A 22,575-nucleotide genomic window follows, 5' to 3' on the forward strand; every position below is an offset into this window, starting at 1 on the left:
AGGTGAGGGAACATGGATCAGTTGGCACTCAAGGCAATCGAGCGCATCGTCGCCGAACGGCGCGCGCCGTATCAGCACATCACGGTCGAGCGGATCACGCCGATCATCGGCGCCGAGATCGGCGGCGTCGATCTTTCGCAGCCGCTGAGCGACGAGCAGCTCACGGAAATCCGCCGGGCCTTTCTGGAGAACCACGTGGTGGTGTTCCGCGATCAGCACCTGACGGTGGACGAACACAAGGCGTTTGGCCGGCTGTTCGGTGAGCTGCGAGCCCTGCCGGTGGAAGACATCGACGGCGATGACCCGGAGCTGGTGGTGATCCGCGCCAATGCGCAATCGCGCTACGTGGCCGGCGAAACCTGGCACACCGACGGCACCGCCGATCTGGCGCCGTCCATGGGCTCGATGCTGTACGTCAAGGAAACCCCGGCCATCGGCACCGGCGGCGACACGCTGTTCGCCAACATGCACCTGGCGCTGGAAATGCTGTCGCCGACGATGCAGCAGTTTCTTGGCGAATTGACCGCGATCCATGACGGTGCGATTCCGTGGAAGGGCTACGAGGCGCCGGCCAATCTGCCGAAAACCGAGCACCCGGTGGTGGTTCGCCACCCGGAAACCGGGCGCAAGTCGCTGTTCGTCAATTCCGGGTTCACCTCGCACATCGTCCAGTTGTCTGACGGTGAAAGTCAGGTACTGTTGAACATGCTGTTTGACCTGGTCGCCCGCGAACCGGTGGTCAGCTGTCGCGTGCGCTGGGCGCCGAACAGCCTGGTGTTCTGGGACAACCGCTGCACACAGCACCATGCGGTCTGGGATTATTTTCCGCACTCGCGGTATGGCGAGCGGGTGACGATTCTGGGGACGCAGCCCAAGGCTTGAGTCTAAAAAACCGGTGGGAGAGGGCGCCGCTCCCACCGCTCATTCACAGACCTTGTTTGAGCAGTTGCTCGACGATCAACTCGCCGAACGCCAGATTCCCGTGCAACGGGTCATCCACCTCGCAGTACGCCGGAAGCTGAAAGCCCAGCTCATCATTCGCCGCCGCGCGCACGTCGATCAGCTCGATGCCGAGTCCTTGCAGGCGCTCGATCAGCAGCGCCTGCGCGGCCATGAACACGCGTGGGTCGGACAGCTCCGGCACCCGCTGCGGCGGCAGCACGGCGAACACCTTGAGGTTCAGCGCCCGGGCCTGTTCATAGAACGCCAGCGCAGGCCGGGACAAGGTGTCGATGATAGACTCGAACAGCGGCCCGGTGAGAAAACCTTCGTCGAATTCGCCGTCCGGCGTCTGGTAGCAGGTCCAGTTCGGCACGGTGGCGAGATAGTGCAGGCTCAGGCCGATGGTACTTACCAGCGGCACCCCGACCTTCGCCAGTTGCGGTACTTCGAATGGCTCAAGGGCCTGGCGATACAGGCGCTCCATCTCGACGTCCCGAAACGCCACGTCATGACGGGTCAGGCTGAAAAAATCCACCGCGAAATCCCGGCCGGTGCCCAGCGGGCCGCCACTGAAAGGCAACTCGCGGGCCTGCGCTGCCTTGCCGATGACCCCGGCATGGGAATCGCCCAGCAACAGAAACCTAGGCGTAGTAATCGAGCACGGCGTCTTCACAGACAAGCTCCTCACTGGACACGCAGGTGGAGGCAACGCTGGTCGGCGCCTGCAGCGGTTGAACCGTATCGAGCCCGGCGAAAAACTGCCGCATGACAAATGCCACGCCTTCAGGCTTGACCTCCCGCTGGTTGGGTTGGTAGAACGCGCCCTTGAAAGGCGTGCCGGTGATGATTTCGTAGGAGGGGAAATAGTCGACGTCGTGCAGGTCTTCGCACAGCTGCCCGGCAACGGCGCGCAGGACTGATTTGGAATAGGTGGTGGCGCTCAACACATGCTCGCCCGTGGCGGTTGCCGTCAGGGGCACCGGTGACACGGTGAGCAGCAGACGCAGTTGCGGGTTGATCGAACGCATCAACTCAAGCGCCCTGACCATGTCGCCATAGGTGTCCATGAAGCCGAAGTTGCAGAAGCAGTGCAGCTGCGGATCGAAGGTGCCGCGCACGGTGCCGGGGCACACGGGATACACCAGACCAGTCTGGCGGTTCTGCCAGGCTTCGGTCAGGCCCAGGGTGAACACGAACACTTTGGCGCGGCGCAGGGCAGTGCGGATGGCATCGAGGGTGGCTTCGCGCGAGGTGAACAGTGCGTCCTCGCTGGCAAAACCGTTGGGTTCCACGGCGGGGCGGAACGGGTCGAAGAAACGCCCGTCATGGACCCAGGTTTCGTCGGGTGGCAGGCTCACGCCGAGCGCCCATTCCAGCCATTGGCACAGCATCGCCGGAGTGTACAGATTGCCGGTACGAAACGAGAAAACTCCATAGTTATGGGCCTTCCAGTCGGTTTCGGGCAGTCCGGGCGGGGCCGGTTCGGCATCCAGCCAGTTCATGCCGCGTTCGCCCAGCGCCCGGCCGATGTGCTGGGCGAAACACGAGCCGGCGGTGACGATAGCGTCCTTGTTGCCGATCTCGAATTGTGGCGTCCACAGTTGATCGATGTTCAGCGCAGGCTTGTCAGCCACGGCGGTGCGCCAGAAAGCGCGGGGTGGCAGGCACTGATAAGGGTTCACGAGGAGGGCCTCCTTGGCGGTCGCTGATAAAACCGGTCAGCTGATTTGATAGCGGTAGATCAGGTCGTCAAACCACCGATCTCCAATCTGATAGGCCTGGGGCACGCGGCGCTCGAATACAAAACCGCATTTCTCCAAAACCTTGCATGACGCGATATTACCGTCGGTCACGGTCGACTCCAACGAGTCCAGGCCGATGTCCGCGGCATAGTCGATGATCGCCTGCCGCGACTCGGTGCCAAAGCCTTTGCCCTGATGCTCGGGCAACAGCAGGCAACCCACCTCGGCATGCCCCGGCGACAGGATGCGGAATCCGGTCACACCCAGTTCCTGCCCGCTGGCCCTGTCGATCACCACCAGACACAACCAGTGATCCGACTGCGGCCCCCAGGCCGGAAGCCGATGCTCGAAGCCTTTGCGCACCTGGTCCTCGGCGATTTCACCGAACACATACTGCATGGTTTGCGGCTCGGAATGCAGCCTGAGGAACAGCGGCCAATCGGATTCGACCATCGTGCGCAGATCCAGGCGTTGCGTGGTGAGCTCAAGCATCCGCAGCTCCTTGCAAGGGCGGAAAGGGAAGACAGTTTTTTACTGGGTGTGGCGCGAAAGATCAATGATGCTGCGGATTTCGTGAGCGTATTCTCAGCGACATCACCGCGCTGCCCTTGACACCGTTAATAAAGCAGCTCTCAAAGGTATTGGCAGCACATGTGATAATTCGTAAATCCTGAATTGCCGTCGGAGCATCGCTGGTTTTTTCCATTTTCGCCGCGGCTGCGTTCTCCACAGCCGTGATCCTGAAAGGTGCAACGCCATCAGTTCAGGCGTTCATGTATCAGGCCAGCCTACTTCTTACGTAATGCGGAGCGGATGTGACGCGCATCGGACATCTGAACGCGAATCGACCGTGTAAGGCCGTCAGATTTGAACATGGAACCCGTTAGGGCTTCAGTTATGCCTGCTAGTCGTTTATGAACTCCTCAAACTTGCGATGAAGCGTATGGCCTGGGTATCTCGAGATTTTTTCACTGCCCACCAGGTAGGATGCGATGGTTTTAGGCTTGCGGCCCATATCTCTGGAAGCCAGCGATGAGACGGCGCCTATCAGCAGTCCGGTGCAAATCCGCCAAGGCTCATATGGGTCACCCGAGCTGAATGTCGGCAGTGCAATCATGGTTGCCGCGACGGGTATCCCAACTGAAAAAATGCTGCATAGGTCCTCCCTGCGGAAAAATCCCAGCATATCCCTGTAATCCGCTTTGGCCCGCTCAAAACGATTAAGCTCCAGGATAATGGCTAACCCATCAAGCCGGTGCGTCAGCCTACGACTAGGTCATGCAGGGTGAGAGATAGTGAAATGCTCTCGCTTACCTCCTGCTACGTCAAAGGTCGGATCTGGCTTCCAGCCCGCAGCAGTGACATTATCTCGCCATCTATAAATATCGCTTGGGGAGAATGGACTTGCTGGATCTTAAGGACGACGAACAACTGAGGACTGCGTGTATTAGCCTCCAGGAGCAGGTGATGTCCTTGGCGGGTAATCAAAGCTGGATCACCGAATTCAAGAAATGGTTGGTGCGTGTCAGGGATGTGTCCCATGAGGAGTTCATAAGCAAGGACTTCCAACTCGCGCTCTGGGATACCGAGGCTGTTTCGGCAACAGGCATGGGGCGCATCAACATATCTGCGGTCGCCGAAAATTCGGAAATCGCAGAAAGCCTCTGGCAACTGAAGCAAAAGTACGCGCAGACCCGGGATCTTACTGAGAATGAGATGCTCATCGCTGAAGCTTGGTCGCAAATTGCGTCCGCGGTTGGTGCGCTGACCAAAAGAAACCCTCGACTCAAAATGTACCGCGTCTTCGCGTTGCTTTGTCCAGGTGCTTTCACGTCGATAGCGCATCATCGGAAACTGCGAGAGCTGGCGCATGCCTTGGGGCTTCCACTGAGCGGTCAGAGACGTCATCTGCACCGACTCGTGTTGAACCGGTTAAATGAAGTGCTGGGTGAAGTGGCTGACGTTTATTCCAGGGAGGGCGTCTCACGATTGACGTTGCCTTGGCTAATGTTCGTAAACTATGTTCAGAACCCAGAAGGCGAAGCCACCGAAATATCCGACTTAGAGACAGGTGACGAAGTACTCAAGCCCTTGCCTCCTGAAAGGAGGAGGCGCGGTCTGCTGGCGATTGGCGGAGGCACAGCCACCATTCAAAGCATGATCGACTTTGCAACAGATGGATGCACTCGTGAAGACTTCATCCAACACTTGCAATCGATCAGCCCTCAATCAAAAACGTCGACTTGCAACACTCAGCTGAACGCTCTGATCGCCGAATGGGGCGTGCTGTGTGCCAACGGAAATAACCTGCAATTAACACCCCGCGGCGAGGCATTTCTGGAGTCGGGTGACCCAGATGAGATCATTGACTGGATGATCACCCGCATCTTGGGGTTTGACTATTTGCTAGTGGCATTGCGTGACTCACCGTTATCCAACCGTGAGGCCATCCTCACTCTCAGAAAGGCAAATCCTGGATGGAAGTCTGATTTCGCCCCCTCAGCAATTATTAGTTGGTTCAGGTACCTTGATCTAGCCACGATCTACGAGAAAGTGCTCAGCCTCACTGAAAGGGGCAGACAGTGGGTTAACCGCATTCACTGGGAACCAAAGGGTCTTGCGAGCATTCCAGACATCAGCCCTTCCTTGGCTCAAATACCTCCGGTACAGCTCGATATCGATATCGAGAGGCCTAAGCTAGGCGCCTTGATTGCGCGATTTGATCAAGAATTTCGCTTTCCAGAAGAGCTGATTGGACAACTTGATGCTGGATTGTGGGGGCATCCGAGGCGCCATTTCGCGGTACTCACAGGCTTAAGCGGTGCGGGAAAAACGCAACTTGCCCGTAATTATGCGCTGAGTCTGTGGCAGGACGATCCCGAGCCAAGTGAAGGGTTGCTGATCGTTCCTGTCCAGCCAGGCTGGCACGACTACACGAGTCTGCTGGGTTACGTTAATCCGCTGGAGTCTGACGCATATGTGCGTACCGGCGTTCTGGATTTCCTCCTGCAGGCAAGCGCCAACCCGACGAAGCCCTACACACTGGTTCTTGATGAAATGAACCTCTCTCATCCGGAACAATATCTGGCGCCTCTGCTTTCAGCGATGGAAACCGGCGAAACGATCGTCTTTCACGGTCAAGTTGACGAGATCGATGGTGTTCCTCCAGGCATTCCGTATCCGAGCAACCTCGTGATCATCGGCACCGTGAACATGGATGAGACCACTCATGGGTTGAGCGACAAGGTGCTTGATCGAGCGTCTGTGATCGAGTTTTGGGACATTGAGGTCAAAGCATTTCCTGGCTGGCAGAAGAGCTCGCTTGAGGATGAACAGATTTCAATCGTCAGAAATCTCATGTCCTCACTCATGGATGTGCTTCGCCCAGCTCGACTGCATTTCGGGTGGCGCACGCTCAACGATGTGATTGGCTATCTGCAGCAAACGCAGGCGGGTGGTGTCATCGAGTTCTCACGAGCACTCGACCATGCCATTTATTCGAAGATACTCCCCAAATTGCGCGGTGAAGACAGCCCTCGACTTCAGGAGGTGTTCACATTGCTCCATACCACGCTCAAAAATGCGGGGTTGGGAATGTCGATGCGCAAAGTCAAAGAAATGGCTGACGATCTGGCTCACTCCGGCTCGACCAGATTCTGGCGGTAGACCATGTCGATCATCTTGCAGGTAGAGCAGGGGGACGCTCGATTTGACGTGCACCCAGGTCAGTTGAACCCAGGTTTTATGGAGAAGAAGGTTTATCGTTTTACCGCGCTTGAAGGCTTCTCTTTCTACATTGATGACGTCTTGATCAAGACGGTCGACGAAAACGAGGCGTGTGCTTGGTTATGGTCGCCAGGCTTTTATGCAGGAGAGGTCGTGGCAGAGCTTCTGGATGACCGAGGGAGAACTGCCGCCATTTACCGGCTGGACGTTTCGGCAGCTGATAATAAGCTCGGAGGTCAGGCATTCGCTGCCATGGTTGAGGCGATACTGGATTTCGACCCGGCTCTCGTTATGGGCACAGAAGAGGCTCAGTTTGGAGTTGGCCATGATGGAGCGCTAACCAACGCGCATCTGCAGTATGCGAGGCTGAGGCGCTATGGAGATCGGTTTCACCGCGCGCTCAAACAGATATCTCAGCGGCCGTTAACAACCTTGAAGAGTGTTCGCACGTCGGTGAGTGCGCACACGGTCAAGCGGTTGGACTCCGCATCCGTGCATAAGGCACTCAGAGGGCCAACGGGACAGGCACTCTTGCATCCTGCCAGCACTCAGCGTCCGGCCTTGAATACTGTTCGCTTCGAGGTCAGCAAATCTTACGAGGAAGAGGACAATCCGGCCAATCAGGCCATTGGACTCGTTCTCTTCGATCTCCTTAGGCGGTGTCGGCAGGTGGTGAGGGGGCTTCAGCATGCAGCTGCCACTGAAGTGGTCTGCGATACCCGATCAGCATTAACGCCAAGGCTCGTACGTCGAATCGCGTTCACCGAGTCGCTTGCTAGCAAGCTTCAACGGCTTCAACGCGCGAGACCTTTCTGCATCGTGACTGCCAGGCGTCTATCGGCTGCTGGATTGAATGCGATCTCTGCTCACCCCGCATATGCGCGAGCTTATCGGTTTGGTTGGTACGCGTTGCGTTCAGGCTGGTTTGGAAAGGATCCTGATGAGACGCTGTGGATCAGCCCAACATGGGAGATTTATGAGCGGTGGTGCTTTGTAACTGTAGTCTCACAGCTGCGACGTCAGTTTCCTGAACTCGTCTGGAGTCGTGAATATCGATCGGTGGGTTTAAAAGAAATCGTGTGGCGGGGAATAGCGGCTGATGTAACCGTTGAGGCGTGTTACCAAGTCCGATGCCCAGCGATTGATCAACCTGCGCATCGCGGTTTTCAAAGCTTATCGCGAGAGCGATATCCGGACATCGTCGTGACGTTGGACTCGCCTTCGGCGAAGCGCTTCTTGGTTTTCGACGCGAAGTATCGCAGCGCCCGCGCCAGCGTCCTGGATGCAATGGAGTCAGCGCACATTTATCACGACAGTCTCCAGTGGAAGGGCATCAAGCCTGACGTCTCATTGCTGCTGATACCACGGGCAGACAAAGTTATGTCGCTTGTCAGCCCGACCTATCATGCGGACTATGGGGTCGGAGCTTGGCAAATCGGGGCTGAATCAGAAGGGGAGGCGCTGGGGATCGAGCTCAAACGTATTTTGAGTGCAGTCTCAATCGCGGCCGCTCCGGCGCGTACAATTACTACTGGAACGGCGAAGTAATCGATTTCGCACAGCAGCGCTAAACTCGCTGACAATCCCACAACCCGAAATAAAGTCTTCGGCTCCCGACGTATTGGTTCGCGACGCCGGTGCGACCGTTCAGGTTCACAAGCGGCAATGTTTTCGATCTTCACAATCGTTCAACGCTCGTGGACAATCCGCGCTCTGTTCCGGGGTAGTTCAGCGGTAGAACACTCGGCTCTTAACCGGGTGGGCGCTGGTTCGAATCCAGCCCCCGGACCCACAACATCGCAGGCTCGGAAGGACTCATGCTCAGGGACGATAGGGAATCGAATGCGAACGCCGGCATAGGTGCCGGCTATGCAGCCTTTCAACTGTCTCGAGAACTCACTGCACCGGGCCTCGACAATGACGGACAGACGAGCAAGCGCATCGAGCGCTGGCGCAATGTAATCGAGCACATATTGCAGGGATCGGCGTCGTATGGCTCACGAACTCCATTCGCGGATGTGCCCGAGTGGGTCACGCTGGAAGTCGTCACTGGAGGTTTCGCCACTGGGCAGTTCTTGGCCGGCGGTGCACTGACCGAGTACGAGCGACAGTTGGCTGCTTCGATTCCTGGTATCCGTCCTGGCTTCGAGCGACTCGATCTCAACACTTGGCACCTTACGGAGGAGGGGATCGAGGTACTGCAAACGAAGCTGGCGAGCGGGGATTATCGAATCGAGGTGCCCGAAGAAGCTGCACTGCTGACCGTGGCCTGGTTGCTGGGGGAGCAACGTACAGAGAGCGCATGGGGCTTGGTTGAAGCGATAGCGCCTTTCTTTGAACAGCTGCGATTCTTTCCGATGGCTTCTGACGGTTTGCCGCTTTCAACAGCTCAAGTGCAGGTTTTTACTGTTGGGGATGTCAGAGCCGTGCTTTCAAATCGCCCGGCACAGGCGCGCGTGGCAGTGCAGAAGCATGTCGTGGAAACTTGTTTACCGCTTTACGATTCGGCGGTGTCGCTGTTCCTTGTAACGTATCAGGATGATTGGCCTTGTCGCCGGTACCCCGAGGGCTGGTTCGAGCAGGCGAATATTCTGAAGCGGCAGTTCGATGCTTCTTGCCCCAGCGCTTCAGGTGAAGCTGAAAGCTCAAGGGATCGGGTAGGGGAGTTGTTTGCACTGCTGGGGAGTTGCGCTAGCGATGCGGCGTCGCTTACGGGACGGCAAGTCGGACGAATTCGCAGGATCGTCGACGATTTCGTACGCAAGCATGGTCATCCCGAATCCCAATCTCATCAAAAGCACAGAGAGTCTCAACGCAGTCACGTGTCCTCACCCGGGCACCATTTATTTGCTAAAGCGGTTGCCGCACGTCTGAGCAGGTATCCCGGTTCGGACGGAGTTTCCGACTTTTCATCTCTGTTGCAACCCGTTACCTGCGAAGAAGCGACCGCATATTCGCTGTTAACAGGTATTGGCATTCCTCCTGATATTCGTCGACGCGTCGAGCGGTGTCGAAAGGGCACAATTGCTGAATTGATCGAGAAGGGATTAATTACATCTGGCGATACCGTGGCGCGTCTGCTGCCAGCGATAACGGCTGAGATCTGCAGCGCAGGATTTCGCGATACGTCGCTGCGGATGCTGTCTGTCGCAACCTATTGCGCCTTTCGACAACGCCGATCATTGTTGCTGTTGGATCTGCAAACCCAGGTCAAAATGAAGGAATTGCCGTGGGTGGCGGCTGTTGAAGACCAGCGAGAAACGGACGCGGTGGTCGCTGAGGCAACGAAACAGTTCCTGATCCAATCCGCAGCAATGACTCTTTGCGCTTTTCCTCAAGCGATCCTGCCCAACAAACTGATTCAGGAATTTACCGCGCTGGCGGCGATGGCCAAGCTGGATCTGCCTTTTGTGGAAGAAGTCGCCTCGGACATTTTCATGGGCGCTTTCTCGAACAAGTACATAAGAGCTGCCAGGCAGGCGGCATCTTTGACAGGTGGCACGCTATACGCCAACTACTACGACATTGATGCAAGCCAATTGGCGATGCTTCCTGATCAACCGAAATCCAGGCGCAAAAGGTTCTCCAGGCCTGACGCTAGTAACAGGGACGCATTGGCCAGATTGTGCTCCCAGCGCGCTGATGAGGGCCTGGGGGCATGGCGACCGGCGACTAACGGGAAAATCATTGAGCAACAACAGATCCTAACGACACAAAACCTCTCGCTCTTATTTGGTGAGCTGGGGTTGAAAGCGCTATTGCAGGGTCGCCTGGCCTCGATGGCCGAGGAATGCTTCAGATGGATATGCGTACGCCAACAGATGAAATTGCGCCTTTATCACAGCAGCATGGTGATGATTAAAAATACGGCTTATGCCTGGCGGCAGATGGTGTTTTATCTAGCGATGCTCGGTGAGGCAGAAATGCAATTCGCGATTGAACGTATCGAAGCTCATTTCGCGACTCAGCCTAGTGCATTTCGTGAAAGGTTCCTGCCGGCGATTAGAGGATTGCGAGTAGCAGCTTCTGGCACACCGTTGACCGAGGCTCGCCAAGCAAGCGAAGGTGCTCAGGTTTTTATCGGATGGACTACCGAGAGACATTGGTTGTTGAAGCTGCAAACGAATGGCGTTGCTTAGACTGAGAGGTTGGGAGTGGTGAATGTGATATCTGAAGCCTGAGGCTATTCGCATCCATGATTTAACATAATATACATTACACGTAACACGATGTTACGAGGTTGTCGTGGTTGCCACGGGGAATTGAAATCTACCGCCGCTAAACCTCTACCTCCGATATTGCCGTAGATTCCCCATCTGATCATTCGACTGAAAAAATCCCGCTACTGACCGTAACGGGATTTCTGATCTGGTTTGAAATGCCCCGATTCGACTTCTGGAGAATTTACTCACCACTTGTCGAACTCACAGGCTTGATCGTTTTCTCAATAATTGTATGTTTCGCGATAACACGCTGATCCGCTGGTTTGTTGATCAAATCATTTCGTCGGGCCACTTGCGCGGGTGTTAATTTTTTCAATTGCTCTGGAGTCAGGTTCAAGAGTTGGTCATCGCTGAACGTTGTCATGGCGTTTTCTCCTTGGTGGAATGTGCTCATTACGCAGCGACTATCCTTTGTCCCTCAGAACAATTTTAAAACTGTAAGAAATAACAGTTTTTTAGGCCCGTTTGCGTTATCGCTCATAACGAAAGGACCTGATGATGTGCGACTGGTTGCGCTGGATTCATTATCTTCTCCGTTATCGGGAGGCTTTTTTGATAGCTCAACTAAACGGTCATTTAGTGTAGTTAACGTATTATCGGCGAAGTTCGATGCATTTACCTGCTCTACTAGAAATCCACAGTCGCCGACAGCAGATACGTCCTCGGCGTCGACAGCGTCAATCCCGGCTCACTGTCATCCGAGGCTCCCGCCGAGCTCCAGTAGCGTTTATCCAGCACGTTTTCGACATTGGCGCGCAAGGTGATCGTCTTTCCGTCCAGCTTGAAAGCATAGCGTGTGCCTACGTCGAACCGTTCCCACGAGTCGATTTCCTTGTCGTTGGATTGGTCCAGGTACTGCGAACTTGAATAGATTCCGCGACTGGTCAACGTCAAGCCCTGCACCGTTGGCACATCCCACTCCGCGCCAAGGTTGACGTTGTATTTCGGTGTCGCCGGTGCGCGGTTGCCGTCGAATGTGCCGTTGGTGGTGTGAGTCAATTCGCTATCGATGTACATCACTCCACCGAGCAATCTGAAGCCTTTGAGCGGTTCGCCGAATACGCTGAGTTCCACGCCATTGTTCTCGCGCTTGCCGTTCGGGCCGAAGACACGCGTGGTGGCGTTGGTTTCGTAGGCGGGTTGTTTGATGCGGAACACTGCTGCGGTCAGCGCATATGAGCCCGCGTCGTATTTGGCGCCGACTTCGATCTGGCGGCTGATGAATGGCGGGAAGATTTCGTCCTCGTTGATCGATGTCGATGGTGCGATCTTGCCCTGGCTGAGGCCTTCCATGTAGTTGGCGTACAGCGAGAGTTTGTCGGTTGCCTTGAACAGAATGCCGCCCGATGGCGATACCTTTTCTTCATCGTAAGCCGTGTCGCCCTTGATGCCGTCGCTCCAGTCATCGACTTTGACCCGCTGCCAACGCGCACCCAGGGTCAGCAACAGGCGATCGTCGAGGAAACCGAGAGTGTCGGACAACGCCACGCCACTGAAGCGGTTCTCGGTGTAGACCTTGGCGTCATTGCGGGTCGGCGTGCCGGGTCTGGCGATTTCCACCGGATCGTAGAGGTTGCTGCGCCCGGCCGCGTAACGGGCGCCGCCGTTTTCGAAGTCCATATAAAAGTAGTTGGCTGCCAGATTCACTTCATGGCTGACCGGCCCGGTCTGGAACCAGTTACGAACGCCAGCGGTAGCCGTGCGGACGTTTTCGTCGCGAGTGAAATCTCGCGGCTGGACGCTGAAATCACCGGCGTCGTTAGTCACCGAAACGGCATGGCGCAAGAAGTCGTGATTGCTTTTGCGCGCGCCGACGCCGCCATATAGCATGACCGAATCACTGACATCGAACTCCCCGTTCACCGTACCGAAGGTATCTTCGGTGCGCGCCTTGCTCCAGGGTTGCGCATAGTTGTCGCGCACATCATTGGCGTTCGGCACCCTGGCATTGGCGGCGACTTGCACGCGTTCCTGCGGCGCGTCGGTGTCGCGTTCGGTGTGGCCGATATCGGTGGACAGCCGCAAGCGTTCGCCACGGAAATCCAGGCCGAATACCGCCATGTCGCGATCGACACTCTGGTGATCCCATTCCGTATCGCCGGACTGTTTGACGCCGTTGAAGCGCACGCCGAACTGATTGTCTTCGCCAAAGCGCCGCCCGACATCCACCGCGCCACCGATCTGGTTGTTCGAGGCGTAGTTGGCCGTCAGCGAGGTTATCGGCTTGTCGGTGGCGCGTTTCGGCACGACGTTGATCCCCCCTCCTACACTGCCCCGTGGCGAAATCCCGTTGATCAATTGGCTCGGGCCCTTGAGGATGTCGACGCGATCGGCCATTTCCATGTCGATGGTGTACGTCGGCAAGATTCCGTAGAGGCCGTTATAGGAAACGTCGCTGTTGAACAGGCTGAAGCCACGGATGGTGAATTGCTCGTAGCGTCCGCCGGCCGGGTTGGTCGCGCGTACCGAAGGGTCGCTGCCGATCAGGTCGCCGAGCGTGCGCGCCTGCTGGTTCTTCACCGTTTCGCTGGTGTAGGTGGTCATGCTGAACGGGGTTTCCATGAAATCCCTGGAGCCCAACAGCCCTTGCGAGCCACGCCGTGCAACCTGGCCGCCGGCAAACACGTCGGCCTCGGTTGACCCACTCGCGCCGAGAATAGATGTAGGCGCAAGCTGCAAGGTGCTGCCTTCTGCCGCGGGTACCAGCGTATAAGCCTGATCGCCGACCGGTTGCAGTTGCAGCCCCGAGCCCAGCAACAATCGGCTGAACCCCTCCTCCACGCCATATTCACCGGCCAAACCATTGCTGTTGCGGCCGCTGACCAGCGCCGGGTCCACCGATAGATTGACTCCGGCCAGACCGGCGAACCGCGTCAGCGCCGCACTCAGACTACCGGCCGGGACCTGATAACTGCGGCGGCTGCCGTCATCGGCCCAGCTCGATTGGATCAACACGGGGCTGGCACTCAGGCTCAGCAAAAGACTCAACTGCAACAACGGACGCAAACGACCTGGGAATACTGCGGGCATTGGAAGAAGCTCTCGATTTTGTTCACTTGCCTGGAATGACCAGCGAGGCGAAAAAAAGGGACAGGCTTCAGCCAGTTTTTTCTGCACGCGGCACCAGCGACACCCAGAATCGCGTTCGCGTGTGCACGTCGACAGGCAAACTCGCCGCCAGCAGTGACAGCACTTGATCAGTGTCATCGAGGCGGAAACTGCCGGTGATGCGCAGCGATTCCAGCGCCGGATCCCAGCGCAGTACGCCCGGGCGGTAGCGGCTCAACTCGCGCAGGAAATCACCCAGCGGCTGGTTTTGCGCCATCATCACGCCGTCGCGCCACCCGGGCATCAACGTATCGAATGCCGTCACCGCGCCGGCACCAGACGCTTGCAGGCTGACTTGTTGGCCCTGCTTCAATACCATCGTCGGGCCGTGCAACGGCTGCAACTGCATTGAGCCACGCAGCACGCAGACCTGGCAGTCGCGCGCATTCAGGCGCACCGAGATGTCGACGTGACTGACGATCATCCGGCCGTAAGGCGCGTTGACGATAAAGGCTGAATCCCCCGCTACGTTGAGCGCCATCTCGCCACGCATCAGCGTCAACTGACGGGCAGGCAAATCGACGTTCACCGCACTGTCGGTGTTGAGCTGCAATGACGAATCCTGCGCCAACTGTACTGTGCGCCGCTCACCGGTGCTGGTGTGCAGATCGGCGCGCCAGACCTCCAGCGGCAGCTCGCGGCCGATCAACCACGCCGCCGGCACCAGCGCCGCCACGCCCAAGGCACGCTTGAGCGCCGCGCGCCGCGCCGGATCCGGCCGATCCAGCGTGGCCATGGCCAGCGCCGGCGGTAAGCCTGCAAAGCGCTGACGCAATTGTTGAATTTTCTGCCACGCGTTTTCGTGGCGACTGTCGCTGCTGCGCCAATGCTGCAACCGGGCGCGATCTTCATCGCTGGCTCCGCCGGATTCGAGCAATGCCAACCACTGCGCCGCCGCCCGCGCCACTTCGCGCGCTTCATCGCTGGGGGCAACGCGCGTCACAGTTCCACCAGCAAGCAATGCTCGTAAGCCTGGGCCATGTAACGTTTCACCGTACGTTCTGAGACCTGCAAGCGCTCGGCAATCTCGCGGTAGCCGAGCCCCTCGAGCTGGCTCCACAAAAAAGCCCGACGCACCGCACGCGGCAAGCCGTCGAGCAGTTCATCCAGTGCCTGCAAGGTTTCCAGTAGCAACCAGCGCTGCTCCGGCGACGGCGCGCACGCTTCCGGCAATTGCGCCAAGGCGTCGAGGTAGGCTTTTTCCAGATGGCGTCGCGTGTAGAAATTGCTCAGCAGTCGTTTGCCGACGGTGAGCAAATACGCGCGGGGCTCGCGCAATTCGGCCAGTGGCGGCGCGTTGCACAAGACGCGCACAAAGGTGTCCTGACTGAGATCCGCCGCATCCCACGCATTGCCCATGCGCCGGCGCAGCCAGGTTTCCAGCCAGCCGCGATGTTCACGGTACAACTGCTGCAGGCTCTGCTCCGCCGGTGACGTGGCTTCAATCATCTCAAGAGACCCTGCGCGAAGGTAGATTCAAATGAGACTGATTCTATTTAACTTCGCCAAGGACACAAAGCCTTTTTCTGCTCAGCGCTTGAGCGTCTCGCTCGGCAGCTCTTTGAACAGCGCGCGGTAACTACTGGAAAACCGCCCCAGATGCCAGAACGACCAGCGCATTGCCACTTCGGCAACCGTGGTTTCCGCGGGCCGACGTTTGAGCAGTTCCCGGTGCGCGCTGTTCAACCGTCTCAGGCGCAACCAGTGACTCGGGGTCATGCCGGTGTAGGCCTTGAACGCCTGTTGCAACTGGCGCAGCGGTACGCCGGCAACCTGGGAAAGTTCGAGCAGATTGACCGTGTCTTCCGGCGAATCAGCCGCCCACTCCCCTACCCGCTGCATGATCTTGCGTTCCTCGTTGCGCCGCTGCAATCCGCCACGATCGAGACTGGTTTTAGCGTTGTCGAGAATGAACAGGCAGTCTTCCAGAAGCTGTTCAGTCAGGCGATCTTTATCAAGTGGATCAGCGGCTTGCGCCAGCTTCGTGAGAATCGAGCTTAACCAGCTGCTGAACAGAGCGTTCTGTCCGCCGTTAAGCGGCGCCATGAACAAACCTTCGAGTTTTGCCACCTGCAAACCGTGCTCTTGAACGAAATCCGGTCCAAATACCACGGCAATTTCCCGGTAGTTCTCAGGGGTGATCCAGATGTTGCGGCTCTCTTCGTTGAGCAGATACAGCGCGTTATCGCTGCGATCGAAACAGAACGCCAGGGCACCGGATGGCGCACTGAAATTCTGCTCGACCCGAGTGTTCATCTGCTCTTCGTAGACCTCGACGCCTTGCAGATCCAGATAGCGAATCTGCCCGGCGAAATGCCCCGGCGACATCTGCTGGTAATGCTGGACCCAGCCCGGTGTGGCGCGGATTTGTTCGGCCACGTCGGCGGTGTTGAACGCTTGAACCTTAAGCGGATTGCACGTTGTCATGGGGTGACCTTGCGCACTCTTTTGGTGCGCTTTGGTGCTGCTGAAAGTGGATAGATGGAATCGCAAGCCGCGCCCAAGATAGTCGTCAACGCGCCACAGGGGAAGGGGCGGAAGATGAAACCCGCCCTCCCCGGCGTCTACAAAACCAATAACGAGGTCTTTATGAACGCCCCTTTCGATCAGCTGTTCACCTGGCTGAAAGATCACAAGATTACCGAAGTCGAATGCGTGGTCAGCGACCTGACCGGCATCGCCCGCGGCAAGATTGCACCGACCAACAAGTTCCTGCATGAGCGCGGCATGCGCCTGCCGGAAAGCGTGCTGCTGCAAACGGTAACCGGGGATTTTGTCGACGACGACATCTACTACGACCTGCTCGACCCGGCCGACATCGACATGGTCTGCAAACCCGTGGCTGACGCGGTCTACGTGATTCCATGGGCGATCGAGCCAACCGCTATCGTCATCCACGACACCTTCGACAAGTTCGGCAACCCGATCGAACTGTCGCCGCGCAACGTGCTGAAGAAAGTCTTGCAGCTCTACACCGACAAGGGCTGGAAGCCGATCGTTGCGCCGGAAATGGAGTTCTACCTGACCCAGCGCTGCGAAGATCCGGACCTGCCGCTCAAGGCACCGCTGGGCCGTTCGGGCCGCGCTGAAAGTGGCCGGCAGTCGTTCTCCATCGACGCCGCCAACGAATTCGATCCGCTGTTCGAAGACGTCTACGACTGGTGCGAACTGCAAGGCCTGGACCTCGACACGCTGATCCATGAGGACGGCCCGGCGCAGATGGAAATCAACTTCCGCCATGGCGATGCGCTGGATCTGGCTGACCAGATCACCGTGTTCAAACGCACCCTGCGTGAAGCGGCGCTCAAGCACAACGTCACCGCGACGTTCATGGCCAAACCGATCGGCGACGAGCCCGGCAGCGCCATGCATCTGCACCAGAGCGTGGTCGAGATCGCCACCGGCAGGCCGATCTTTGCCGATGCCGAGGGCAACATGAGCGAGCTGTTCCGTCATCACATCGGTGGCCTGCAGAAGTACATCCCGAAAGTCCTGCCGATGTTCGCGCCGAACGTCAATTCGTTCCGCCGCTTCCTGCCGGACACCTCGGCGCCGGTCAACGTCGAATGGGGCGAAGAGAATCGCACGGTGGGCCTGCGTGTGCCGACGTCGGGGCCGGAGTCGATGCGCGTGGAGAACCGCTTGCCCGGCGCCGACGCCAACCCGTATCTGGCGATTGCCGCGAGCTTGCTGTGCGGCTACATCGGCATGGTCGAAAAGATCGAGCCGAGCGCGGCGGTCGAGGGCCGCGCCTACGAACGGCGCAATCTGCGTCTGCCGATCACCATCGAAGAAGCCCTGACGCAAATGGAAGAGTGCCCGAAAGTGGCCGAGTACCTGGGCAGCAAATTCGTCCGCGGATACGTCGCGGTGAAGCGCGCCGAGCACGAAAACTTCAAGCGCGTGATCAGCTCGTGGGAGCGCGAGTTCCTGCTGCTGAGCGTCTGAAATCCTCGCTGTCTGTCCTAACACCATCGCGAGCAGGCTCACTCCTACATTTGAAACGCGTTCCCATGTAGGAGTGAGCCTGCTCGCGATAGCGGTTATCCAGGCAATAGAGAACCACCTGAAAAAACCTACAACTGAAAAGGTGTCGATATGCGTCCATTGAAATCCCTATTCCCGGTAGCGCTGAGCGTGCTGTTCAGCGCCACAGCCCACGCCGAGCCTCAGGTCAGCGTCTACAACTGGACCGACTACATAGGCGAAACCACCCTCGCCGACTTCCAGAGCAAAACCGGGATCAAGGTGATCTATGACGTCTTCGACTCCAATGAAACCCTCGAAGGCAAACTCCTCGCCGGGCGTACCGGATACGACGTGGTAGTGCCGTCCAATCATTTTCTCGCTCGGCAGGTAAAGGCCGGCGCGTTCATGAAGCTCGATCGCTCGCAGTTGCCAAACTGGAACAACCTGGATCCGAAACTGCTTGAATTGCTTGAAAAAAACGATCCGGGCAATGAGCATTCCGTTCCCTATCTGTGGGGCACCAACGGCATCGGTTACAACGTCGACAAGGTCAAGCAAGTGCTCGGCATTGACCACATCGATTCCTGGGCCGTGCTGTTCGAACCCGAGAATCTGAAGAAGCTCAGCCAGTGCGGCGTGTCGATGATGGACTCCGCCGACGAAGTCTTCCCCGCCATTCTCAATTACATGGGCATGGACCCGCGCAGTGAAAATCCCGAGGACTATAAGAAGGCCGAAGCCAAGCTGCTGAGCATCCGCCCGTACATCACCTATTTCCATTCTTCCAAATACGTCTCCGACCTGGCCAATGGCGACATCTGCGTCGCCTTCGGTTATTCCGGCGATGTGTTCCAGGCCGCCAACCGCGCCAAGGAAGCCAAGAACGGCGTCAATATCGCCTACGCCATTCCCAAGGAAGGCGCCAACCTGTGGTTCGATCTGCTGGCGATTCCCGCCGATGCGAGCAACGCCAAAGAGGCCCACGCCTTCATCAATTACCTGCTCGATCCGCAAGTGATCGCCAAGGTAAGCGCCACCGTCGGCTACGCCAACCCGAACCCGGCGGCCAAGCCCTTCATGGATCAGGAACTGGTCAACAATCCCGAGGTTTATCCGCCGCAGGCGGTGCTCGACAAACTCTACATTTCCTCGACCCCGCCCCAGGCGATCATGCGCCTGATGACCCGGTCGTGGAGCAAAGTGAAGTCGAACAAATGAATCAGCACAGCCCACAACACGCTCGTTCCTGGTACGCCGCATCCGCTCGGGCGACCGTGCCCTACCCTGCGCTCGACGGTGATCTGCTTGCCGATGTCTGCGTGATCGGTGGCGGCTTCACGGGCGTCAACACGGCGATTGAACTGGCGCAGCGCGGTCTGTCGGTGGTGTTGCTCGAGGCGCGGCGGATCGGCTGGGGCGCCAGCGGGCGCAATGGCGGTCAATTGATTCGCGGGATCGGCCATGAAGTCGAGGGGTTCGCCCGCTACGTAGGCCAGGACGGCGTGCGTTATCTGCAGCGCGCCGGCATCGATTCGGTGGAGTTGGTGCGCCAGCGCGTCACTGCAAACGCCATCGACTGCGATTTGCGCTGGGGCTTTTGCGAATTGGCCAACACTGCTGCGCAATTCGCTGGGTTCAAGCAGGAACAGGCCAGCCTCGACGAACTCGGCTACGCCCACGAGACCAAGTTGGTCGGCCCTGAGCAGATCCGTCAGCAAGTGGTTGATGCTGGTGTGTACGCCGGTGGATTGATCGACATGGGCTCGGGCCATTTGCATCCGCTGGATCTGGTGCAAGGCGAAGCGCGTCTCGCCGCGTCGCTGGGCGTGCGCATTTTCGAACAGAGTCCGGTGCTGGAAATTCTCCATGGCCCGACCGTCGAGGTGCGTTGCGCCACGGGTTCAGTGCGCGCCGGCAGCCTGGTGCTGGGTTGCAACGCGCATCTGGATGAACTGGAACCGAAACTCAGCGGCAAAGTGCTGCCCGCCGGCAGTTACATCATCGCCACCGAGCCGTTGGACGAAGCCCGCGCCGCACGGTTGATTCCGCAGAACCTGGCGCTGTGTGACCAGAAGGTCGGACTGGATTATTACCGTCTCTCGGCTGATCGACGCTTGCTGTTCGGCGGCGCTTGTCATTATTCCGGCCGCGATCCGGCGGACATCGCCGCGTATATGCGACCGAAAATGCTCAAGGTGTTCCCGCAACTGGCCGACGCACGCATCGACTACCAATGGGGCGGCAAGATTGGCATCACCGCCAACCGCTTCCCCCAGGTTGGCCGGCTCAAACAGCATCCGAACGTGTTCTATGCGCAGGGCTACTCCGGTCATGGCCTCAACGTCACGCACTGGTGCGCGAAACTGTTGGGCGAAGCCATTCACGCCGGACACAGCCAAGGCATGGACGTCTTCAGCAGCGTGCCGCACATGACCTTTCCCGGCGGCCCGGCCCTGCGCTCACCGTTGCTGGCATTGGGCATGTTCTGGTATCGCCTGCGCGAAATGCTCGGTTAACAGGCGCTTACATATTCCTGAAGTTAAAACGGCTGGGGATTTGCTCTATCGCAAGGCACTTCTATATTGATGAAGTGCTTTTGCGTTCCTGACGCTCAGTGCCCGATCAATTAAGGAGGACATGGATGAAGTCGTCAGCCAGCGACGAGCCGCGAGCACCCGGTCAGGCGCCGATCAAGACCCGCCGTTTCGGCATTTCGCTGGTATGGATCGTGCCGATCGTGGCGGTGCTGGTGGGTATCTCGCTGGTCATTCACAACATCCTCCAGGAAGGCCCGACGATTACCGTCACCTTCAAGACCGGCGATGGCCTGACCGCCAACAAGACCGAAGTCAGGTACCGCAACGTGGTCATCGGCCACGTTTCCGAGGTCGAACTGGCCGACGATCATAGAAACGTCAACGCCACGATCAAACTGGCCAAGCAGGCCGAAGCCTTCACCCGCGAGGATTCGCAATTCTGGGTGGTGCGCCCGCGCATCGGCGCTGGCGGTGTCTCAGGCATCGATACGCTGCTGTCGGGCGATTACATCGGCGCCGACATTGGCCAGGCCAACACTCGGGCAAAAACCTTCAAAGGTCTGGAGAACCCGCCGCCGATCACCTACGGCGAACCGGGCAAGCGCTTTACCCTGCACACCGCTGACCTTGGCTCGCTGGACATCGGCTCCCCGGTCTACTACCGCAAGATTCCGGTCGGCCAGGTGGTGTCCTACGCGCTGGACCCGGATGGCAAAGGCGTCAATATCGAAGTCTTCGTGCATTCGCCCAACGATGCCTACGTCACCGAAAACACCCGGTTCTGGAACGCCAGCGGCATCGACATCAATGTCGGCGCCAACGGTTTTGCGGTGAAAACCGAGTCGCTGTCGACCCTGCTGGTCGGCGGCATCGCTTTCCGCGCCCCGGACTACAGCCCCAACGACACGCCGGCGGGCGAAGACAAGAATTTCGAACTGTTCGCCAACCAGACCGCCGCCCTCGCCCCGCCCGACGGCAAGGCGCAGTATCTGGCGCTGCGCTTTGATCAGGCCTTGCGCGGGCTCAAGGTCGATGCGCCAGTGGAGTTCCTTGGCATCGAAATCGGTCGGGTGGTGGCAGTCAATCTCGACTTCGACGAGGTCAAGCGAACCTTTCCGGTGAATGTCGGCATCGTCATCTATCCGCAGCGACTGGGCCGCGCCCACGCGAAAATTCTCAAGACCTACCATGGCGACGAAAACGACGAGGCCACCGGCGCGCGTCTGATCGCCACTTTCGTCGAAAATGGTCTGCGCGCCCAGGCCCGCAACGGCAACCTGCTCACCGGTCAGTTGTATATTTCCCTGGATTTCTACCCCAAGGCACCCAAAGTCGCATTCGACCCTACGGCGCGGCCAGTGACCATTCCAACAGTGCCGGGCAGCCTCGAACAGTTGCAGGAAAAACTCGAAGCGATGGTCAACAAGATCAACGCGCTGCCGGTCGAGCGCATCGCCAGCAACCTCGACGGCAATCTGGTCGAGCTGCGCAAAAGCCTGAAGCAGTTCAACGCCAAGACCCTGCCGGGCGTGCAGAGCACCCTCGCCGATGTCAGCAAAACCCTGCAGTCCGCCAGTTCGACCCTGGCCGAGGATTCACCGCAGCGCGAGCAACTCACCGAGACCCTCGACGAACTCGGGCGCATGTCACGTTCGTTGCGTGAGCTGTCGGATTACCTTGGCCGCCATCCTGAGTCGCTGATTCGTGGACGTCCCGACAACGCCGCGCCGCTGGACCTCAAAGGACCGCCACGCAATTGAGCACAGGAGCTGCATCCATGGCTTTACCGTTGAAGATCACCCTGCTCGCTGCGTTCGCCTTGCTGACCGCGTGCCGCAGCGACCCGATCAGCTTTCACACGCTGACCCCGGCGCAACCGGGCGTCAGTCGCAACGGCGCCGACATTGTCATCGAAAGCATCAGCGTGCCGCCGCAGGTCGATCGCGCGCAGATCGTCATCCGCCAAGGCAACAGCGGCGTCGCTATCCTGGATACCGATTGGTGGAGCGCCACCCTTGCCGATGAGTTACGCGGTGCGCTGGCCGATCAATTGAGCAGTGGCGTCGGCCAGCAACGAGCTTCCGTGCGCGTCGACGTGCAGCGCTTCGATTCGATTCCTGGTCAGTACGCCCTGATTGACGTGAAATGGCGAGTGCGCCCGCTCGGTGCGGCGGATGCAGCGCTGCTGACCTGTCGCTCGGTCTTGCAGACGTCTTCAGGGCCGAGCATCGAAGAACTGGTGACCGCGCAACAGAACAACGTCAAACGCCTCGCTGGGCAAATCACGCAGGCGGCCACCGGCTCGCGCTGCCCGCCGCAAAACTGACT

The 22,575-nt window shown here is 58.3% G+C and carries 17 protein-coding genes and 1 tRNA gene; 10 read left to right on the forward strand and 8 right to left on the reverse strand.

The window, feature by feature from the left end; translation table 11 throughout:
- Positions 1-12 precede the first annotated feature (12 nt).
- Entirely contained in the window at positions 13-882 is an 870-nt protein-coding gene (locus tag DCO47_RS01915; protein WP_116657324.1) for a TauD/TfdA family dioxygenase, read from the forward strand.
- A gap of 43 nt (positions 883-925) precedes the next feature.
- Here DCO47_RS01915 and DCO47_RS01920 read toward each other — a convergent pair whose 3' ends face one another.
- Genes DCO47_RS01920 through DCO47_RS01930 form a run of 3 tightly spaced genes read right to left on the reverse strand, consistent with a single transcriptional unit; the run spans position 926 to position 3,176 of the window.
- Positions 926-1,615 carry a hypothetical protein gene (locus DCO47_RS01920; RefSeq protein WP_165839174.1) on the reverse strand — a complete coding sequence of 230 codons (690 nt, stop codon included), beginning with the start codon at positions 1,613-1,615 and terminating at the stop codon, positions 926-928.
- Complete coding sequence (locus tag DCO47_RS01925; protein WP_116657325.1) at positions 1,584-2,624, reverse strand: GSCFA domain-containing protein; 1,041 nt, start codon at positions 2,622-2,624, stop codon at positions 1,584-1,586. Before DCO47_RS01925 ends, DCO47_RS01920 begins: the two co-directional genes overlap by 32 nt.
- A 36-nt stretch (positions 2,625-2,660) precedes the next feature.
- On the reverse strand, positions 2,661-3,176 hold the full coding sequence (locus DCO47_RS01930) for a GNAT family N-acetyltransferase (RefSeq protein WP_065617339.1): 516 nt from the start codon (positions 3,174-3,176) through the stop codon (positions 2,661-2,663).
- Positions 3,177-4,088: 912 nt separating this feature from the next.
- Between DCO47_RS01930 and DCO47_RS01940 the strand changes: the two genes are divergently transcribed.
- The 4 genes from DCO47_RS01940 (at position 4,089) to DCO47_RS01955 (ending at position 10,549) form a co-directional block, all read left to right on the forward strand.
- Complete coding sequence (locus DCO47_RS01940) at positions 4,089-6,350, forward strand: McrB family protein (protein WP_177434297.1); 2,262 nt, start codon at positions 4,089-4,091, stop codon at positions 6,348-6,350.
- A 3-nt stretch (positions 6,351-6,353) separates the two neighbouring features.
- Positions 6,354-7,958 (forward strand): nuclease domain-containing protein, encoded by a 1,605-nt coding sequence (locus DCO47_RS01945; protein ID WP_116657328.1) that lies wholly within the window; start codon positions 6,354-6,356, stop codon positions 7,956-7,958.
- Positions 7,959-8,127: 169 nt separating this feature from the next.
- Positions 8,128-8,202 (forward strand) — tRNA-Lys (locus tag DCO47_RS01950).
- A gap of 25 nt (positions 8,203-8,227) precedes the next feature.
- A complete protein-coding gene (locus tag DCO47_RS01955; RefSeq protein WP_116657329.1) occupies positions 8,228-10,549 on the forward strand; it encodes a hypothetical protein in 2,322 nt (773 codons plus the stop codon).
- Positions 10,550-10,814: 265 nt separating this feature from the next.
- Here the strand turns inward: DCO47_RS01955 and DCO47_RS01960 are convergent, their stop codons facing one another.
- From DCO47_RS01960 to DCO47_RS01980, 5 genes are all read right to left on the reverse strand, one after another.
- On the reverse strand, positions 10,815-10,997 hold the full coding sequence (locus tag DCO47_RS01960; protein WP_116657330.1) for a hypothetical protein: 183 nt from the start codon (positions 10,995-10,997) through the stop codon (positions 10,815-10,817).
- Between the two features lie 263 nt (positions 10,998-11,260).
- The gene (locus DCO47_RS01965) at positions 11,261-13,663 is read right to left on the reverse strand and encodes a TonB-dependent receptor (protein WP_116657331.1); all 2,403 of its coding nucleotides are present in this window, start codon (positions 13,661-13,663) and stop codon (positions 11,261-11,263) included.
- A 67-nt stretch (positions 13,664-13,730) separates the two neighbouring features.
- Positions 13,731-14,684: a DUF4880 domain-containing protein gene (locus tag DCO47_RS01970; protein ID WP_116657332.1), complete on the reverse strand. Its 954-nt coding sequence runs from the start codon at positions 14,682-14,684 to the stop codon at positions 13,731-13,733.
- Positions 14,681-15,190: a sigma-70 family RNA polymerase sigma factor gene (locus tag DCO47_RS01975; protein ID WP_042609954.1), complete on the reverse strand. Its 510-nt coding sequence runs from the start codon at positions 15,188-15,190 to the stop codon at positions 14,681-14,683. The genes DCO47_RS01970 and DCO47_RS01975 overlap by 4 nt, the downstream gene beginning before the upstream one ends.
- A gap of 81 nt (positions 15,191-15,271) precedes the next feature.
- Entirely contained in the window at positions 15,272-16,168 is an 897-nt protein-coding gene (locus DCO47_RS01980; RefSeq protein WP_116657333.1) for a helix-turn-helix domain-containing protein, read from the reverse strand.
- Between the two features lie 162 nt (positions 16,169-16,330).
- Between DCO47_RS01980 and DCO47_RS01985 the strand changes: the two genes are divergently transcribed.
- From DCO47_RS01985 to DCO47_RS02005, 5 genes are all read left to right on the forward strand, one after another.
- On the forward strand, positions 16,331-17,689 hold the full coding sequence (locus DCO47_RS01985) for a glutamine synthetase family protein (RefSeq protein ID WP_116657334.1): 1,359 nt from the start codon (positions 16,331-16,333) through the stop codon (positions 17,687-17,689).
- 150 nt (positions 17,690-17,839) lie between these two features.
- The gene (locus DCO47_RS01990; RefSeq protein WP_065617330.1) at positions 17,840-18,928 is read left to right on the forward strand and encodes a polyamine ABC transporter substrate-binding protein; all 1,089 of its coding nucleotides are present in this window, start codon (positions 17,840-17,842) and stop codon (positions 18,926-18,928) included.
- Complete coding sequence (locus DCO47_RS01995) at positions 18,925-20,226, forward strand: FAD-binding oxidoreductase (RefSeq protein ID WP_116657335.1); 1,302 nt, start codon at positions 18,925-18,927, stop codon at positions 20,224-20,226. Before DCO47_RS01990 ends, DCO47_RS01995 begins: the two co-directional genes overlap by 4 nt.
- A gap of 125 nt (positions 20,227-20,351) precedes the next feature.
- The gene (locus DCO47_RS02000; RefSeq protein ID WP_042609949.1) at positions 20,352-22,007 is read left to right on the forward strand and encodes an intermembrane transport protein PqiB; all 1,656 of its coding nucleotides are present in this window, start codon (positions 20,352-20,354) and stop codon (positions 22,005-22,007) included.
- Positions 22,008-22,024: 17 nt separating this feature from the next.
- Positions 22,025-22,573: a membrane integrity-associated transporter subunit PqiC gene (locus DCO47_RS02005; protein ID WP_116657336.1), complete on the forward strand. Its 549-nt coding sequence runs from the start codon at positions 22,025-22,027 to the stop codon at positions 22,571-22,573.
- Positions 22,574-22,575: the final 2 nt, after the last annotated feature.

It is taken from the genome of Pseudomonas sp. NDM, from assembly GCF_003105095.1.
Lineage (GTDB): Bacteria > Pseudomonadota > Gammaproteobacteria > Pseudomonadales > Pseudomonadaceae > Aquipseudomonas > Aquipseudomonas moraviensis_A.

Excerpts from the sequence above, each read along its gene's own strand:
- DCO47_RS02005 (WP_116657336.1), top strand. The coding sequence starts at position 22,025 with ATGGCTTTACCGTTGAAGATCACCCTGCTCGCTGCGTTCGCCTTGCTG.
- DCO47_RS02000 (WP_042609949.1), top strand. The coding sequence starts at position 20,352 with ATGAAGTCGTCAGCCAGCGACGAGCCGCGAGCACCCGGTCAGGCGCCG.
- DCO47_RS01960 (WP_116657330.1), bottom strand. The coding sequence starts at position 10,997 with ATGACAACGTTCAGCGATGACCAACTCTTGAACCTGACTCCAGAGCAA.
- DCO47_RS01915 (WP_116657324.1), top strand. The coding sequence starts at position 13 with ATGGATCAGTTGGCACTCAAGGCAATCGAGCGCATCGTCGCCGAACGG.
- DCO47_RS01985 (WP_116657334.1), top strand. The coding sequence starts at position 16,331 with ATGAACGCCCCTTTCGATCAGCTGTTCACCTGGCTGAAAGATCACAAG.
- DCO47_RS01965 (WP_116657331.1), bottom strand. The coding sequence starts at position 13,663 with ATGCCCGCAGTATTCCCAGGTCGTTTGCGTCCGTTGTTGCAGTTGAGT.
- DCO47_RS01995 (WP_116657335.1), top strand. The coding sequence starts at position 18,925 with ATGAATCAGCACAGCCCACAACACGCTCGTTCCTGGTACGCCGCATCC.
- DCO47_RS01975 (WP_042609954.1), bottom strand. The coding sequence starts at position 15,190 with ATGATTGAAGCCACGTCACCGGCGGAGCAGAGCCTGCAGCAGTTGTAC.
- DCO47_RS01955 (WP_116657329.1), top strand. The coding sequence starts at position 8,228 with ATGCTCAGGGACGATAGGGAATCGAATGCGAACGCCGGCATAGGTGCC.
- DCO47_RS01990 (WP_065617330.1), top strand. The coding sequence starts at position 17,840 with ATGCGTCCATTGAAATCCCTATTCCCGGTAGCGCTGAGCGTGCTGTTC.
- DCO47_RS01945 (WP_116657328.1), top strand. The coding sequence starts at position 6,354 with ATGTCGATCATCTTGCAGGTAGAGCAGGGGGACGCTCGATTTGACGTG.
- DCO47_RS01930 (WP_065617339.1), bottom strand. The coding sequence starts at position 3,176 with ATGCTTGAGCTCACCACGCAACGCCTGGATCTGCGCACGATGGTCGAA.
- DCO47_RS01980 (WP_116657333.1), bottom strand. The coding sequence starts at position 16,168 with ATGACAACGTGCAATCCGCTTAAGGTTCAAGCGTTCAACACCGCCGAC.